This window comes from Halarcobacter anaerophilus (assembly GCF_006459125.1).
Lineage (GTDB): Bacteria > Campylobacterota > Campylobacteria > Campylobacterales > Arcobacteraceae > Halarcobacter > Halarcobacter anaerophilus.
In genome coordinates, this window is the sequence record NZ_CP041070.1 from 545,621 (window position 1) to 559,924 (window position 14,304).

The 14,304-nt window shown below is 29.5% G+C and carries 12 protein-coding genes and 1 pseudogene; 7 read left to right on the top strand and 6 right to left on the bottom strand.

Annotated elements, in window-relative coordinates; all coding sequences use genetic code 11:
• Positions 1-66 precede the first annotated feature (66 nt).
• Together AANAER_RS02720 and AANAER_RS02725 are read right to left on the bottom strand one after the other, a co-directional pair.
• Entirely contained in the window at positions 67-1,284 is a 1,218-nt protein-coding gene (locus tag AANAER_RS02720; protein ID WP_129083082.1) for an IS256 family transposase, read from the bottom strand.
• A 130-nt stretch (positions 1,285-1,414) separates the two neighbouring features.
• Positions 1,415-2,863: pseudogene (locus tag AANAER_RS02725) on the bottom strand (methyl-accepting chemotaxis protein); the annotation flags it as partial.
• A gap of 154 nt (positions 2,864-3,017) precedes the next feature.
• Here AANAER_RS02725 and AANAER_RS02730 point away from each other — a divergent pair.
• A complete protein-coding gene (locus tag AANAER_RS02730; protein ID WP_129082315.1) occupies positions 3,018-3,449 on the top strand; it encodes a CoA-binding protein in 432 nt (143 codons plus the stop codon).
• On the opposite strand, the gene AANAER_RS02735 is transcribed toward AANAER_RS02730, so the two are convergent.
• Together AANAER_RS02735 and hsrA are read right to left on the bottom strand one after the other, a co-directional pair.
• On the bottom strand, positions 3,446-4,738 hold the full coding sequence (locus AANAER_RS02735; RefSeq protein WP_044416228.1) for a sensor histidine kinase: 1,293 nt from the start codon (positions 4,736-4,738) through the stop codon (positions 3,446-3,448). The genes AANAER_RS02730 and AANAER_RS02735 overlap by 4 nt on opposite strands.
• A gap of 17 nt (positions 4,739-4,755) precedes the next feature.
• Entirely contained in the window at positions 4,756-5,436 is a 681-nt protein-coding gene (gene hsrA / locus AANAER_RS02740; protein WP_044416226.1) for a homeostatic response regulator transcription factor HsrA, read from the bottom strand.
• 325 nt (positions 5,437-5,761) lie between these two features.
• Here hsrA and AANAER_RS02745 point away from each other — a divergent pair, with 325 nt between their 5' ends.
• On the top strand, positions 5,762-6,577 hold the full coding sequence (locus tag AANAER_RS02745) for a peptidylprolyl isomerase (protein WP_044416224.1): 816 nt from the start codon (positions 5,762-5,764) through the stop codon (positions 6,575-6,577).
• Positions 6,578-6,591: 14 nt separating this feature from the next.
• Positions 6,592-7,659 carry a class II fructose-bisphosphate aldolase gene (gene fbaA / locus AANAER_RS02750; protein ID WP_129082316.1) on the top strand — a complete coding sequence of 356 codons (1,068 nt, stop codon included), beginning with the start codon at positions 6,592-6,594 and terminating at the stop codon, positions 7,657-7,659.
• A 16-nt stretch (positions 7,660-7,675) separates the two neighbouring features.
• Here the strand turns inward: fbaA and AANAER_RS02755 are convergent, their stop codons facing one another.
• Both AANAER_RS02755 and AANAER_RS02760 read right to left on the bottom strand, forming a co-directional pair.
• Complete coding sequence (locus AANAER_RS02755; RefSeq protein ID WP_129082317.1) at positions 7,676-8,062, bottom strand: ExbD/TolR family protein; 387 nt, start codon at positions 8,060-8,062, stop codon at positions 7,676-7,678.
• Positions 8,062-8,535: a MotA/TolQ/ExbB proton channel family protein gene (locus AANAER_RS02760; RefSeq protein WP_129082318.1), complete on the bottom strand. Its 474-nt coding sequence runs from the start codon at positions 8,533-8,535 to the stop codon at positions 8,062-8,064. The genes AANAER_RS02755 and AANAER_RS02760 overlap by 1 nt, the downstream gene beginning before the upstream one ends.
• 47 nt (positions 8,536-8,582) lie before the next feature.
• On the opposite strand from AANAER_RS02760, the gene AANAER_RS02765 reads away from it, so the two are divergent.
• From AANAER_RS02765 to hisD, 4 genes are all read left to right on the top strand, one after another.
• Entirely contained in the window at positions 8,583-9,455 is an 873-nt protein-coding gene (locus AANAER_RS02765; RefSeq protein WP_129082319.1) for a 1-aminocyclopropane-1-carboxylate deaminase/D-cysteine desulfhydrase, read from the top strand.
• Positions 9,456-9,505: 50 nt separating this feature from the next.
• The gene (locus AANAER_RS02770; RefSeq protein ID WP_129082320.1) at positions 9,506-12,415 is read left to right on the top strand and encodes an ABC transporter substrate-binding protein; all 2,910 of its coding nucleotides are present in this window, start codon (positions 9,506-9,508) and stop codon (positions 12,413-12,415) included.
• 79 nt (positions 12,416-12,494) lie between these two features.
• Positions 12,495-13,010: a shikimate kinase gene (locus tag AANAER_RS02775; protein ID WP_084593210.1), complete on the top strand. Its 516-nt coding sequence runs from the start codon at positions 12,495-12,497 to the stop codon at positions 13,008-13,010.
• The gene (gene hisD / locus AANAER_RS02780; RefSeq protein WP_129082321.1) at positions 13,007-14,302 is read left to right on the top strand and encodes a histidinol dehydrogenase; all 1,296 of its coding nucleotides are present in this window, start codon (positions 13,007-13,009) and stop codon (positions 14,300-14,302) included. The genes AANAER_RS02775 and hisD overlap by 4 nt, the downstream gene beginning before the upstream one ends.
• Positions 14,303-14,304: the final 2 nt, after the last annotated feature.

The window sequence follows — 14,304 nt, forward strand, 5'->3', positions numbered from 1 at the left end:
ATTATATTTAATTCTATATTTGAGACTGTTTAAAAATCTGTGTCAAGTAACTAATTGTAACTAAAGTTACACCTCTAAAAAATCATCTAACCTTCCCTCGAAAAATATTGCTAACTGAGAGAGAGTTAGATTCCAGTTTCTAACTGGCATTGTCCATTTTTCACTTGCATTTTGTATCCCCATATATAATAATTTTAATAAAGAATTTTCATTTGGAAATGCTCCTTTTGTTTTTGTTAGTTTCCTAAATTGTCTATGAACAGACTCAATAATATTGGTCGTATAAATCACTTTTCTAATTTCAGGTGGATACTTAAAATAAACAGATAGATTTTCCCATTTATTATGCCAAGATTGAAGTACAATAGGATATTTTTTACCCCATTTCTCATCAAGTTTTAGAAGTTCGTCTTCTGCTATCTCTTTTGATACTGCTTGATAAACAGGTTTTAAATCTTTCATAAATTCTTTATGGTTTTTAGAAGCAACATATTTCATTGAATTTCTAATTTGATGAATAATACATAGTTGTACTTCTGTTTTTGGAAATATTGTTTTTATTGCTTCAGGGAAGCCTTTTAAACCATCTACACTTGCAATAAGTATATCTTGCAATCCTCTGTTGTTTAAATCACTTAAAACACTAAGCCAGAAGTTTGCACCTTCACTCTCACTTAGATAAAGTCCAAGTATCTCTTTTTTACCATCTAAACGAAGTCCTAAAACAGTATAAACTGCTTTTGACACATATTTACCACCATCCTTGATTTTATAATGGATTGCATCTAACCATACAAAAGGATAAATTGTTTCTAATGGTCTACTTTGCCATGCTTTTACTTTATCAATAATCTTATCCGTAATTGCACTTATTGTTGCAGTTGATAATTCTACTCTATATATCTCTTCAATATGTTTAATTATATCTCTATAGCTTAATCCTAAGCCATACATTGAAATTATTCTTTCTTCTATTTCATTTGAAATTGTTGTTTGATTTTTCTTTACTAGTTGTGGTTCAAAAGATCCTGCTCTATCTCTTGGTGTATTTAGTTCAAATGTTCCATCTGTTGATTTTATTGTTTTAGATGTTTTACCATTTTTCCTATTCTTATTTCCTGATAATACATCATCTTTTATATGAGATTCTACTTCTGCTTCTAATGCAGCTTCCACTAATTGTTTTACTAAGGGAGCAAGTACACCATCTTTCCCACTTATTTTTTTACCAGCTAAAAGTTGTTGAACTGCTTCATTAAAATCAAACTCTGTTTCTTTTTTCATTGTCAATCCTTGATATTATTTTATCAGATTGACACAGAATTTTTAACACTCCCCTATATTTTGATATCTATTTAGAAAAAAAGAGAGTCTAAAAATCTCTCTTTTTTTATTAAAATTATGATGCCATCTCTTTATTAACATTTTTTGCTTTTACATTATTTTTACCTATAAACTCTTTTTCATTTGCATCAGCAAGAATGATTTTTGCGATTTCATCGGTTTGAATTGCAATATCATGTGTTTGACTTGCTATAGCTGCATTTTGTTGAGTTTGTTGATCAAGACTATTTATTGCATCATTAATCTGAACTATTCCTAATTGTTGTTCTTTGGAAGCACTTTCAACATCAGAAATTAAGTTTATTGTTTTTGAAATATTTTCCGTTAATCCAATATATCCTTCAATCATTTTGTCGGATATACTTTTCCCTTTGTTTGCTTTTGTTGTAGCATTTTCTACTAAATTTTTAATATCTTTTGCCGCTTCTGCCGAACGTGAAGCAAGATTTCTTACCTCTTGTGCAACGACTGCAAAACCTTTACCTGCTTCTCCCGCAGTTGCCGCCTCAACTGCTGCATTTAAAGATAAAATATTTGTTTGAAAAGCTATTTGGTCGATAATTGTAATAGCATCATTTATCGCATTTACTTCAACATCTATTTCATTCATAGAAGTTGTTGTTTGCTGAGCTAGCTCTTTACCTTCATTTGCTGATAGGGTTACTTGGTTTGCAAAACTTGCCATTTTTACAATACTGTTTGTATTTTGTGAGATATTACTTGTAATCTCTTCAAGTGCTGCCGCTGTTTCTTCTAATGAAGCTGCAGCCTCATTTGAATTTTGATTTAAAATATCAACATTTTGTAGTAAAACATTTGAACTTTCATCAAGGGTTAATCCATTTGCTTTATTTTCAACTAACATCTCATTCACCACATTAGCAAGATTATTTAGTCCAACCGCTGTTTCTCCTTTGCTTTTTGTAATTCTATGTGAAAAATCTAGTTTCTGAAAAGATTCAAGAGCTTTTGTTATTTCATTTAAATCTCCTGCAACTTTTGATGAAACAATACTAAATAGCTCATTGATTCCATCTTTAAGTTCTTCAATTGCTTCATTTTTAGTAGATTCTTTTATTGTTTGATCCATTATTCCTGTTTTTGCAATATTAATTGATTCTTTTACAGAATCAATTACCTTTTTTGAGTCTGTAATATCTTGTGCAAATTTTACAACGCGAATAACTTTCCCATTACTGTTTTTTACAGGGGTATAAGATGCTTGAATCCAAATTGAAGTTCCATCTTTTTTAATTCTTTCAAATTCATTTATATTAGAAAGCCCGGAATTTAAGTTTTCCCAAAATTTTGTGTATTCTATAGAAGTGATATAAGTTTTATCACAAAATATTCTGTGATGCTTCCCCACAACTTCTTCTAATGTATAACCTAATGCATCTAAAAAATTTTTATTTGCATGTAAAATTGTACCATCTGGTTTGAAAGATATAATTGCAAAGTTTTCTTCCATTGCAGATAATCTTCCTGCTTGTTCTTCATTTTTCCCAAAACCAAACATAATAAGACTCCTTATATTATTTTAAATAATTCTTTTTTGTTCTTTTATTTTATTTTTATTAGAATATCATACGATGGTATTTGAATAGTAATAAATTTATGTGTTTTTACTAAAAAAAATAGTACTTTTATAAAAAAATAAAAAGGATAATAAAATGGAGTGTGAATTTCCGACAGTAAACAGTAATAATGAAGAGATAAAAAAGATTTTTGACAATACAAAAACAATTGCGATTATAGGTCTGTCTCCAAATGAGAGTAAAGCTAGTAATATGGTTGGAAAATATTTAAAAGAATCAGGATTTAAAATAGTTCCCGTTTATCCAAAAGAGGAAGAGATTCTAGGAGAAAAAGTTTACAGAAGTTTAGAAGAGATACCTTTTAAAGTTGATTTGGTAGATATATTTAGAAAACCCGATGTTATAGGACATGTTGTTGATGCAGCTATAAAAAGAGGGGATGTTAATACCATTTGGACTCAACTTGGACTTGTAAATAATGAAGCAGCTCAAAAAGCCGAAAAAAGCGGTATGAAAGTAGTACAAAATAAATGTACTAAGATTGAACATAGGGCAATTTTCGGTTAATCTTTTTTATGATGAGGTTTGTTTGGCAAAATAATCGTTGCCACACAACCTGATTTTCCGTCTTCTCTGTTTTTTAGTGAAATTGTTGCTCCAAGGGCATCTGCCGCATTTTTAGCTAAGAATAGACCAAGTCCCGCACCGCTTTCTTCTCCCATTCTTTTAAATGGGGCAAAAAGGTCTATTGATTCATCAATACCTTTCCCATCATCGGTGATTGTTATACTTGTCTCTTTTTTTGTTTTGTTTAATCTTATTGCAATAGATTTATCGTCAGGAGTAAATTTAATTGCATTTTGTACGAAGTTTTGAATAATTTGATTTATAAGAGTCGGCTGTAAGTAGACTTCATAGTGATTTACATTTGAAAAAAAGGTTAATACTATTTTTTTCTTAGCACTTAACATTCTATAATCATTTGTTTTTCTTTGTAAATATCGGACTAAATCTATCTCTTCAGGTTTTTCAAATTGTGCACCTTCTGCTCTTCCTATATCTAAAATCGAACTAATCATTTTATTCATATCATTTATCTGTTCAACTGTTAATTTCATAGTATCTTGATATTTCTCAGGAGTTCTAGGTTTCATCAAAGTAACTTCATTTTTTAGTTTCATTACTGCAAGGGGAGTTTTTAGCTCATGGGCAACTCCTATGAATAACTCTTTTTTAAATTTTATATTTGTTTCTATTCTTGCCATTAAAGAGTTAATTGAATTTGCCAAAGGATGAAACTCGATAGGAAGATTGTCTTTTTTTATCTGTGTTAAATAGTTTTCATCCATATTTGATAATTTGTTTGTAATTTGAATAATAGGTCTAAGTAAAGTTTTAGATACGGTAAAAGCATAAAAAACAACCATAATCAAACCGCCTAATGAGATAAGAAGAAGATTATTAAAGATTCTATTTAACATATCCAAAGAGGAGTTGATATTTTTTACTATTTTTATATATTCTCTTTTTTGAGGGTTAAATAGATACAAAATCTGCATATAGTGGTCATCTTTTACTCTAAAAGTCGTATATGCTGTTTGGGGTGTATGTTCAAGTTTTACAATATCTACGTTAATACCGCTGTGTGTAATAATATTAAAACTTTTTGTGTCTACATTTGTAGATTTACTGATTTTGTAAATTAATCTTGCGTCTTTATAAAGCGAGTCTTGAATTTCATCAAAAATTGTTGATTTTGTATAACCGTAGAAAATAGCAGATAAAATTAAAATAAAGAGTGAAGTAGCAAGTACAAGTTTTCTATGAAACTGTTTGTAAATGCTATTCACACGCATAATATTGACTTCTATAATTATGCTTCTTCGTTAGAATCAGGATAACAGAATCTATATCCTCTTCTTCTAATTGTTTCGATAGTTGAAATATTTAACGGTTTATCCATTTTTTGTCTAATTTGGTTAATTGCAACTTCAATTACGTTTGGAGTTACTAATTCCGGTTCTTCCCAGATAGCGTCTAATAATTGTTCTTTTGATACGATTTGATCTCTATGTCTTGCAAGGTGAGTTAATACTTCAAAAGGTTTACCTTTTAACTCAATCTCTTCACCGTTGAATTCGATTTTTTCTTCATCAGGATTAATTGAAAGTTGTTCAATTTCAATAACATTTGTTCCGCCAAATCTTAATCTAGCTTCAATTCTTGCTAATAAAATATCAAAATCAAATGGTTTTTTTATATAATCATCTGCACCTGCTTTTAGTGCTTCAATTTCCGAATCTTTATCATCTCTTGCCGAAAGGATAACTACGGCAGTTCTTGAGCTTCTGTTTTTTACTATTTTACAAAGTTCAATACCATCACCATCCGGTAACATCCAATCTGTTAATACTAAATCATAATTTCTAATATCGATGAAATACTCAGCGTCTTTATAGTTTTCTGCTGCATCTACTTGATAACCAAAATCTGTAAGACCTTCTTGTAAAGTTCTATTTAGTGTAATTTCATCTTCAATAATTAATATTCTCATATAGATTTCCCTTATTTTTCGTTAGCTTAAATTTAAGTTAAGTTTAAATTTTGACGGAATTATATCATAAATATAGTAAAATTTAAAGGTTTTTTAAGCTAAATTTTAAAATTTATTTACAAAATGTACAAAAATGTAAAAAAAACTACGAAAAAAAGCCTCTTCTAAGGGAATAAATTAGTTTTTAAATTAAAATTTATTTTTATCTATTTTAAAAAAATCTTAATGTAAACAAGATAAAAAATTAAAAATATTATAGTTAACTTTTTATTAGTAAAAAAAAGGTAGAATACTTGATACTAAATTTTTAAGGAAAATAATAATTATGACTAAAAGTAAAAAAATCGTAACTAGTTTAATAGCAACATTAGCACTTTCAACTCTATCTTTGAATGCTGCTGATTATGGTTCTGTAAATGGAGATGCTATCACAAAAGATGATATTTCAACAGTTATCAGAAACCCGAATATTGATTTTGAAAAGCTTCCTAAAAAAACAAAAAATCAAGTTTTGGAACAAATCGTTGAAAAAAAACTTTTAACTCAAGAGGCTCTAAAAAGCGGAATAAAATCTGATAAAAAATATAAAGAGGCTTTGGCAAAAGTAGAAACTGAACTTGCTTTAGAGATTTGGATGCAAAATGAATCTAAAAAAATAGAAATCACTCAAAAAGAGGAAAAAGATTTTTATAACAAAAATAAAGAAAAATTCAAAGTTCCTGCGACTTTAGAAGCAAGACATATCTTAACTAAAACAGAAAAAGAAGCAAAAGATATTATTAAATCTTTAGATAAAGCAAAAAATAAAAAAGATGAATTTATCAAATTGGCAAAAGAAAAATCAGTAGGTCCTAGCGGTCCAAAAGGCGGTTATCTAGGAAAATTCCCTGAAACACAAATGGTTCCTGAATTTTCAAAAGCAGCTAAAGCTTTGAAAAAAAATACATATACAAAAGCTCCTGTTAAGACTCAATTCGGATATCATGTTATCTATTTGGAAGATAAACAAGAACCTACTACATTAACTTTTGATAAAGTTCAAAACAGAATTAAACAAGTAATTTTCCAAGAAAAATTCCAGAAAAAAATCAAAGCTCAAGCTGATGCACTAAAAAGCAAAGCAAAAATCATAATTAAATAATTTAGGAGTGGTAGATGGCTGTTTTAGATATTGTTAACCCGGGTGTTCTAAGTGGTAGTGAAGCAAAAAAAGTTTTTGATTATGCAAAAGAGAACAATTTTGCAATTCCTGCTGTTAATGTTGTAGGTACAGATTCTGTTAATGCAGTATTAGAAGTTGCGGCAAAAGTTAATTCTCCTATTATTATTCAATTTTCTAATGGTGGAGCACAATTTTTTGCAGGAAAAGGACTTAAAAGTTCTGATGCCGCAGTATTAGGCGGAATCAGCGGGGCTCAGCATGTACATATTATGGCAAAAGCTTACGGTGTTCCCGTAATTTTACATACGGATCATGCGGCAAGAAAACTTTTACCTTGGATTGACGGATTATTAGAAGCAGGAAAAGCTCATTTTGAAAAAACAGGAAGACCGCTATTTACTTCACATATGTTAGATTTATCTGAGGACTCTTTAGAAGAGAATGTAGAGACTAGCGTAAGCTATTTTAAACAGATGAATGAAATAGATATGTTAATAGAGATTGAACTTGGTATTACAGGCGGTGAAGAAGATGGAGTAGATAACTCGGATGTTGATAATTCACTTCTTTACACTCAACCTCAAGAGGTTTCTTTCGCTTATGAAAAGTTAAAAGAGGTTGGTGACAATTTTACAATTGCTGCATCTTTTGGTAATGTTCACGGTGTATATAAACCGGGTAATGTTGTATTAAGTCCGATTATTTTAAATAATTCGCAAAAATATATTCAAGAAAAACATAAAACTTCGGAAAAACCAGTTAACTTTGTATTTCACGGAGGTTCGGGTTCTGCTTTAGAAGAGATAAGAGATGCTATTAGTTACGGTGTAGTAAAAATGAATATCGATACTGACACTCAATGGGCATTTTGGAACGGAGTTAGAGGTTTTGTAGCTAAAAACCATGATTATTTGCAAGGTCAAATAGGAAACCCTGAGGGTGAAGATAAACCTAATAAATCATATTATGATCCAAGAAAATGGTTAAGAGCGGGTCAAGAGTCTATGATAGCAAGACTTGAAACTGCTTTTTCAGACCTTTGTTCTTTAAATAAAAACTAAGCAAACAGCTTAGTTTTTATTTCTTCTCTTCCGTTACAAGAGCCAGATTATTTAAATTGTGTTTTTGTAATAAATCTAAAACTTTTGTTACTCTGTCATATTTTGTATTTTTGTCAATTTTTACGATAATAGGTTTTTTCTTATCTTTGATTGCTTTTAGACTCTCTTCTAAAGATTCAAAATTTACTTCAATTCCTCTAATTGCAACTTTTTTTTCATTAAGTTCTATAAAAACTTGATCTTGATCTATTTCTATAGCTTTTGCAGTTGATTCAGGAAGATTCAGCATTAATGCCAGTTCATCTTTTTTAAATACTGATGTAACAATAAAAAATATTAATAGAATAAACACGACGTCAATTACGGGTGTTAAATCTAATCCTATATGTTCTCTTCTTTTCATTAGTTAAGCAACTCTTTTTTTGCTTTTAACTCAATAGAATCAATAAGTGAAATAAAATAGTTATAAGCTATTAAATGGGGAATTGCAACGATAAGACCTGCAATAGTCGTAATAAGTGCAATAGAAATTCCTCCTGAAAATATAGTCGGATCTCCTAAACCTTTTTGGGTAATTTGTTCAAAAGCTTTATATACTCCGTAAACAGTTCCCAAAAGTCCAAGTAATGGAGCTACGGAAGCAATATTTTTTACATAAGTAAGACCGTTTTCCAATTTTTTAATTTCATACTCTATTTGTATTTCCAAAGTTTTTGTATGTGTTGAATCAATTCTTGTTTTGATTTTTTCTATTATTGCATTTTTTCTGGGAATTGTAAAAAATTTCCACAAAATTATAGTAAATCCAATGATATTTAAAAATATCAAAATATAAACTATTATGCCGCCTTTATCAATATATTCTAATAAACTCATAAATCCTCTTATAAAAAATTTTCCCCTATTTTAGTATAATTTGGTTAATGAATTATAAAAACTCCCCGATAGAAAAAATAAATTTTAGAAAAAAAGATATCTTTATAAAAAGAGATGATCTTTTGGATGCCTCTTTTTCCGGCAATAAAGCCAGAAAATTTTACTATTTTTTAGTAAATGATTTTAATGACGTCGAAAAAATAGTAAGTTACGGTTCAGCTCAGGCAAACTCTTTATACTCATTGTCCGTATTAGCCAAATTAAAAAATTTGAAATTGGACTTTTATGTAAATCATATAAGCAGTTTTTTGAAAAACAATCCCAAAGGAAATTATAAAAAAGCTTTGGAAAACGGTGCAAATATTATTCAAAAAAGTGATTGCGATTTGCAAGAGTTTATAGAAAAAAATTTAAGCAAAAAAGAGCTTTTTATAGAAGAGGGCGGAAGAGTAAAAGAGGCTGAGTTTGGAATAAAAATATTAGCTGAGGAGATAAAAAAGTGGGCGCAGGAGAATAAAATAGAAAATTTGAAAATAGTGCTTCCTTCAGGAACGGGGACAACAGCACTGTTTTTACAAAAAAATTTGCCTTTTGAAGTCTTTACGGTAGCTTGTGTGGGCGGAAGCGAATATCTAAAAAAGCAGTTCTTTCATCTTGAAAAAGAAGAAAAATATTATCCTAAAATAATTCAAATGCCTAAAAAGTATCATTTTGGAAAGTTATATAAAGAGTTTTATGAAATTTGGAAAGAGCTAAAAGCTGAGACTAAAATAGAATTCGATCTGCTTTATGATCCTTTAGGCTTTTTAGCTCTATTTTCTTCTGATTTTTTTGATTCAAAAACTGTTCTTTATATCCATCAAGGCGGAATTTTAGGAAATGAGACAATGAGTGAGAGATATAAAAGAAAATATAGTTAATATTTTAATAATTTTTTAGTTAATATATAAAAAAATTTAGGATATTAACTTTGGTCTGTGTTTTTAGAAGTCTTCTGTTTTTTTTATTTACAACTATACTTTATGCCTCTTCTAATAAAGAAAATGTATCTGTTCAGTTAAATTGGAAATATCAATTTGAATTTGCAGGTTTTATTGCCGCAAAAGAGAAAGGTTTTTATGATAACGCAGGATTAAATGTAGAAATAAAAGAGTTTAATCCCCAAATAAATATTTTAAAAGATTTAAAAGAAGAGAAGAGCACTTTCTCCGTATATGATTTTTCTGTTTTAAGTTTAGAAAAACAGAAAGACTCTATTATGCTTATTGCAAACTATTTCAAACGTTCAGCTTTGGTTTTTGTAACTAAACAGGATATTATAACCCCTTTTGATCTTAAAAACAGAGTTGTTATGATGGAAGGCGAGCAAGTAGAGTTATCAACTTTAAATGCACTTCTTAGAAAATTTAATATAAGCAAAAAAGATTTCACCTTTAAACAGCACACTTTTAATCCCCAAGATTTCATAGACGGAAAAGTAGATGCAATGAGTGCATACTTTTCAAATGAAATATATGAATTAAAAAAATCTCACACTCCTTTTAATATAATTGATCCTCAAGCTTACGGGATATACGGTTCGGGAGTAAATGTTTTTACGACAAAAAAATTGATTCAATCAAATCCCGAACTTGTAAAAAAATTTATAACGGCAACAAACAAAGGCTGGGAATATGCTTTAAAAAACAAAGATGAACTTGTAAATATTATTTATGAAAAGTATTCAAAACAAAAAACAAAAGAGGCACTTCTTTATGAAGCAAAACAGATAGAAAAATTAATGATGCCTTCAATTTACGATATAGGAGAGATAGATAAACAACTTTTGCAAAGAAGTGTAAATGAGTTTGTTTCAGAAGGTTTGCTTGAAAAGAGATTTTCTATCAATGATATAGTTTTTGATCTGTATAAAGAGAAAGATACTCAATTAACTTTTACGGAAAAACAAAGAGAGTATATTAAAAACAAAGATGAAATTACTATGTGTATTGATCCCAACTGGATGCCTTATGAGAAGTTGGAAAAGGGCAAATTTATAGGAATGACATCTGAATATATTCCTCTTATTTCCAAAAGAGTGGGAATCCCTATAAAACTTCTTCCTACAAAAGATTGGGGTGAGTCTATTTCTTTTGCAAAAAGTAGAAAATGCGATATTTTTTCTTTGGCTTCTGCCACACCGTCAAGATTAAAATATATGAATTTTACGACTCCTTATCTTACTTTTCCTTTGGTTATTGCTACAAAATCCGAAGAACTTTTTATTCCAAATCCCGATGACTTAATCCCTGAGAAAAAAATAGGAGTGGTAGAAGGTTATGCAATAGAGGAGATTTTAAAACGAGTCCATCCAGATAATAAAATAGTAGAAGTAAAAAATGTTGATGAAGGGATGGCAAAAGTTGCCAATGGAGAACTATTCGGTTTTGTTGATGCTCTTCCTACAATTGCTTATTCTCTTCAACATAAATATTTATCGGAACTTAAAATAAGCGGTAAATTTAATTATAACTTTGAATTGGGAATCGGTGTTAGAAACGATGATCCTATTCTTTTTGAACTTTTACAAAAAGCAGTACAGTCAATTGAAGAGAAGCAAAAGCAGGAGATATTAAATAATTATATTTCCGTAAGAGTTGAATCAAATTTTGATTATACGCTTTTTTATCAAATTGCAACGGCTTTTTTATTAATAGCTTTTTTCCTTTTATATAGACACTTTCAGCTTGCAAAACATAATAAAGAACTGCAAAAACGGCAAAAAGAGCTAAATAATTCAAACAAAGAGTTAATCTCCACAAAGAAAAAACTAGAAAGCTCTCTTAAGGATTTTGAAATTCTTTTTGATTCTGTTATGGAAGCAATTTTTATCTTTGAAAATGAAATTTGTATAGATGCAAATGATATAAGTTATAAAATGTACGGTTATAACAGTAAAGATGAAATAATAGGAAAACACTTAAAAGAGTTTATTCCAAAAGAGACTTATGAAGGTCTTATAAAAAATATAAGAAAAAATCAAAGCTCTGTTTATGAAGGAAAAGGAATAAAAAAAGACGGAACGATGATAGATGTTATTTCTAAAGGAACAAATGCTATTTCAAATAATAAAAATATAAGAATATCCGCAATAGTTGATATAACCGAAACAAAACAAAAAGAACAGCTTCTTTTCCAACAATCAAAAATGGCGGCAATGGGACAAATGCTGGAAAATATAGCTCATCAATGGAGACAGCCTTTAAGTATGATAAGTTCAATTGCTACAGGTTTGGAGTTAAAAAAAGATTTAAATATCTCAAATATTGAAGAAGAGAGAGAAGATTTACGAAAAATAAATGATACCGTGCAGCATCTTTCCGTAACAATTGAAGATTTTAGGAACTTTTTTAAATCAGATAAAAAAAGAGCGGAATTCTCTATTTTAAAAGCTGTTGAAAAGTCTTTGCAGTTAGTAGGAAAAGTATATGAGATAAAAGGTATACAAATAGTTTTTGAAAAGAGTGAAGATGTAATTATAAAAAGTTATGAAAATGAGTTTGCGCAGGCTTTAATAAATATATTTTACAATGCAAAAGATGCTTTGGAAAAAGTAGAAGGAGAAAAGTTCGTTTTTATAGATTTAAAAGCAGATGATAACTTTTTATACCTAAGCATAAAAGATAATGCAAAAGGAATAGATGAAACGATTATAAAAAATATTTTCGAACCCTATTTTACGACAAAACATCAGTCTCAAGGTACTGGAATAGGTCTTTATATGACACAAATGATTATAGAAAAACATATGAAAGGAAGCATTGAAGCAAAAAATTCAAAATATACTTACAATAAACAATCTTATATTGGAGCGGAGTTTATTATAAAACTTCCCCTTTAAACCAAATTTTACCCTAGTCATTTATTTTTTACTAAATTTTAGATATAATCTTCTGATTTAATCATTATAGGAAATTTTATTGAGTAAGAAAAACAATATAATTCTAATTGGATTTATGGGTGTAGGCAAAGGTACTATAGCAAGAGCTTTAGTTAAAAAAACAGATTTTTTTGCTGTTGATACCGATGACTTAATAGAGAGTGCAGAGAATAAAAAAATAAAAAAAATTTTTAAAGAAGAGGGTGAATCTTACTTTAGAGATTTGGAAAAAAAATGTGCTTTATGGCTTGAAAAAAATGTTGACAATACCGTAATTTCAACTGGTGGAGGTTTTTTCAGACAAGAAAATATCCACAAAATAGGGAAAATAATCTATTTGGAATCAAGTTTTGAAGGGATATTAAATAGAATTCATAGCGCACCAAATGCAAAAAATAAACTCAAAAAAAGACCTCTGCTTTCAGATTTAGAAGAGGCTAAAAAATTATATAATCAAAGAATTAAAGATTATGAAGAAGTAGCCGATATTAAAATTGATGTGGAAAATAGAACTATAGATGAGATTGTAAAAGATATATTAGGAAGTATATTATGAAAATAATAAAAACAACAGCTTCAAACTTTGATGAAGAGTTTGAAAATATTTTAAGTAGAGCAAAAACCGATATTAAAGAGGTATCGGCAATTGTTACAGGTATAATTGATGAGATAGTACAAAGCGGTAATGAAGCTTTAAAATCTCACATACAAAAATTTGATAAATGGGAAGTTAAAAGTGACGAAGAGCTTATGATTTCTCAAGAAGATATGAAAAAAGCTTACGATAACATAGATGAAAATCTAAAAAAAGCTTTACATACGGCTTATGACAGAATAAAAAAATACCATGAAAAACAGCTTCCTAAATCATGGGTGGATTTTGAAAAAAACGGAACAATATTAGGGCAAAAAGTAACTCCTGTAGATAAAGCCGGACTTTATATTCCGGGAGGAAAAGCAGCCTATCCAAGTTCCCTTTTGATGAATGCAATTCCCGCAATCGTTGCAGGTGTTGAAGAGATTGTAGTTTGTACGCCTACACCAAATAATGAAGTAAATGAACTTCTACTTGCTGCATGTCACATCTGTAATGTAAGCAAAGCTTTTAAAGTAGGAGGAGCCAGCGCTATTGCAGCTATGGCATACGGAACAAAGACAATTCCCAAAGTTGACGTAATAACAGGTCCGGGGAATATATTTGTCGCAACGGCAAAAAAACTTGTATTCGGTGAAGTAAACATTGATATGATAGCAGGTCCAAGTGAAATTGGAGTTTTAAGCGACAGCAGTGCAAAACCCAAATATCTGGCAATAGATCTATTATCTCAAGCAGAACACGATGAAATGGCAAGTTCAATTATGATAACAGTAGATGAAAATATTGCAAATGAGACTTCAGTTGAGGTTGAAAATTATTTAAAAAATTTAAGCAGAGAAAAAATTGCAAGAAAATCTATTGAAGACAGAGGTGCAATCATAGTTGCAAAAGATATGGAAGAAGCAATAAAATTGATGAATGAGATAGCTCCTGAACACTTAGAAGTTATGACAAGCAATCCTTTTGAACTTTTACCTAAAATCAAGCATGCAGGAGCTATTTTCTTAGGTGAAAATACACCTGAACCAATAGGTGATTATATAGCAGGACCGAATCATACTCTTCCAACAGGAAGTACGGCTAAATTTTACAGTCCTTTAAATGTAGAAAACTTTTTAAAGAAAAGTTCAATTATCAACTTCTCTAAAAATGCGATTGACGAATTAGGAGAAGCTTGTGCTATTCTAGCAGATACGGAAGGTTTAACCGCTCACGCAAAATCAGTAAGAGTTAGATTAGAAAGTAAATAAGT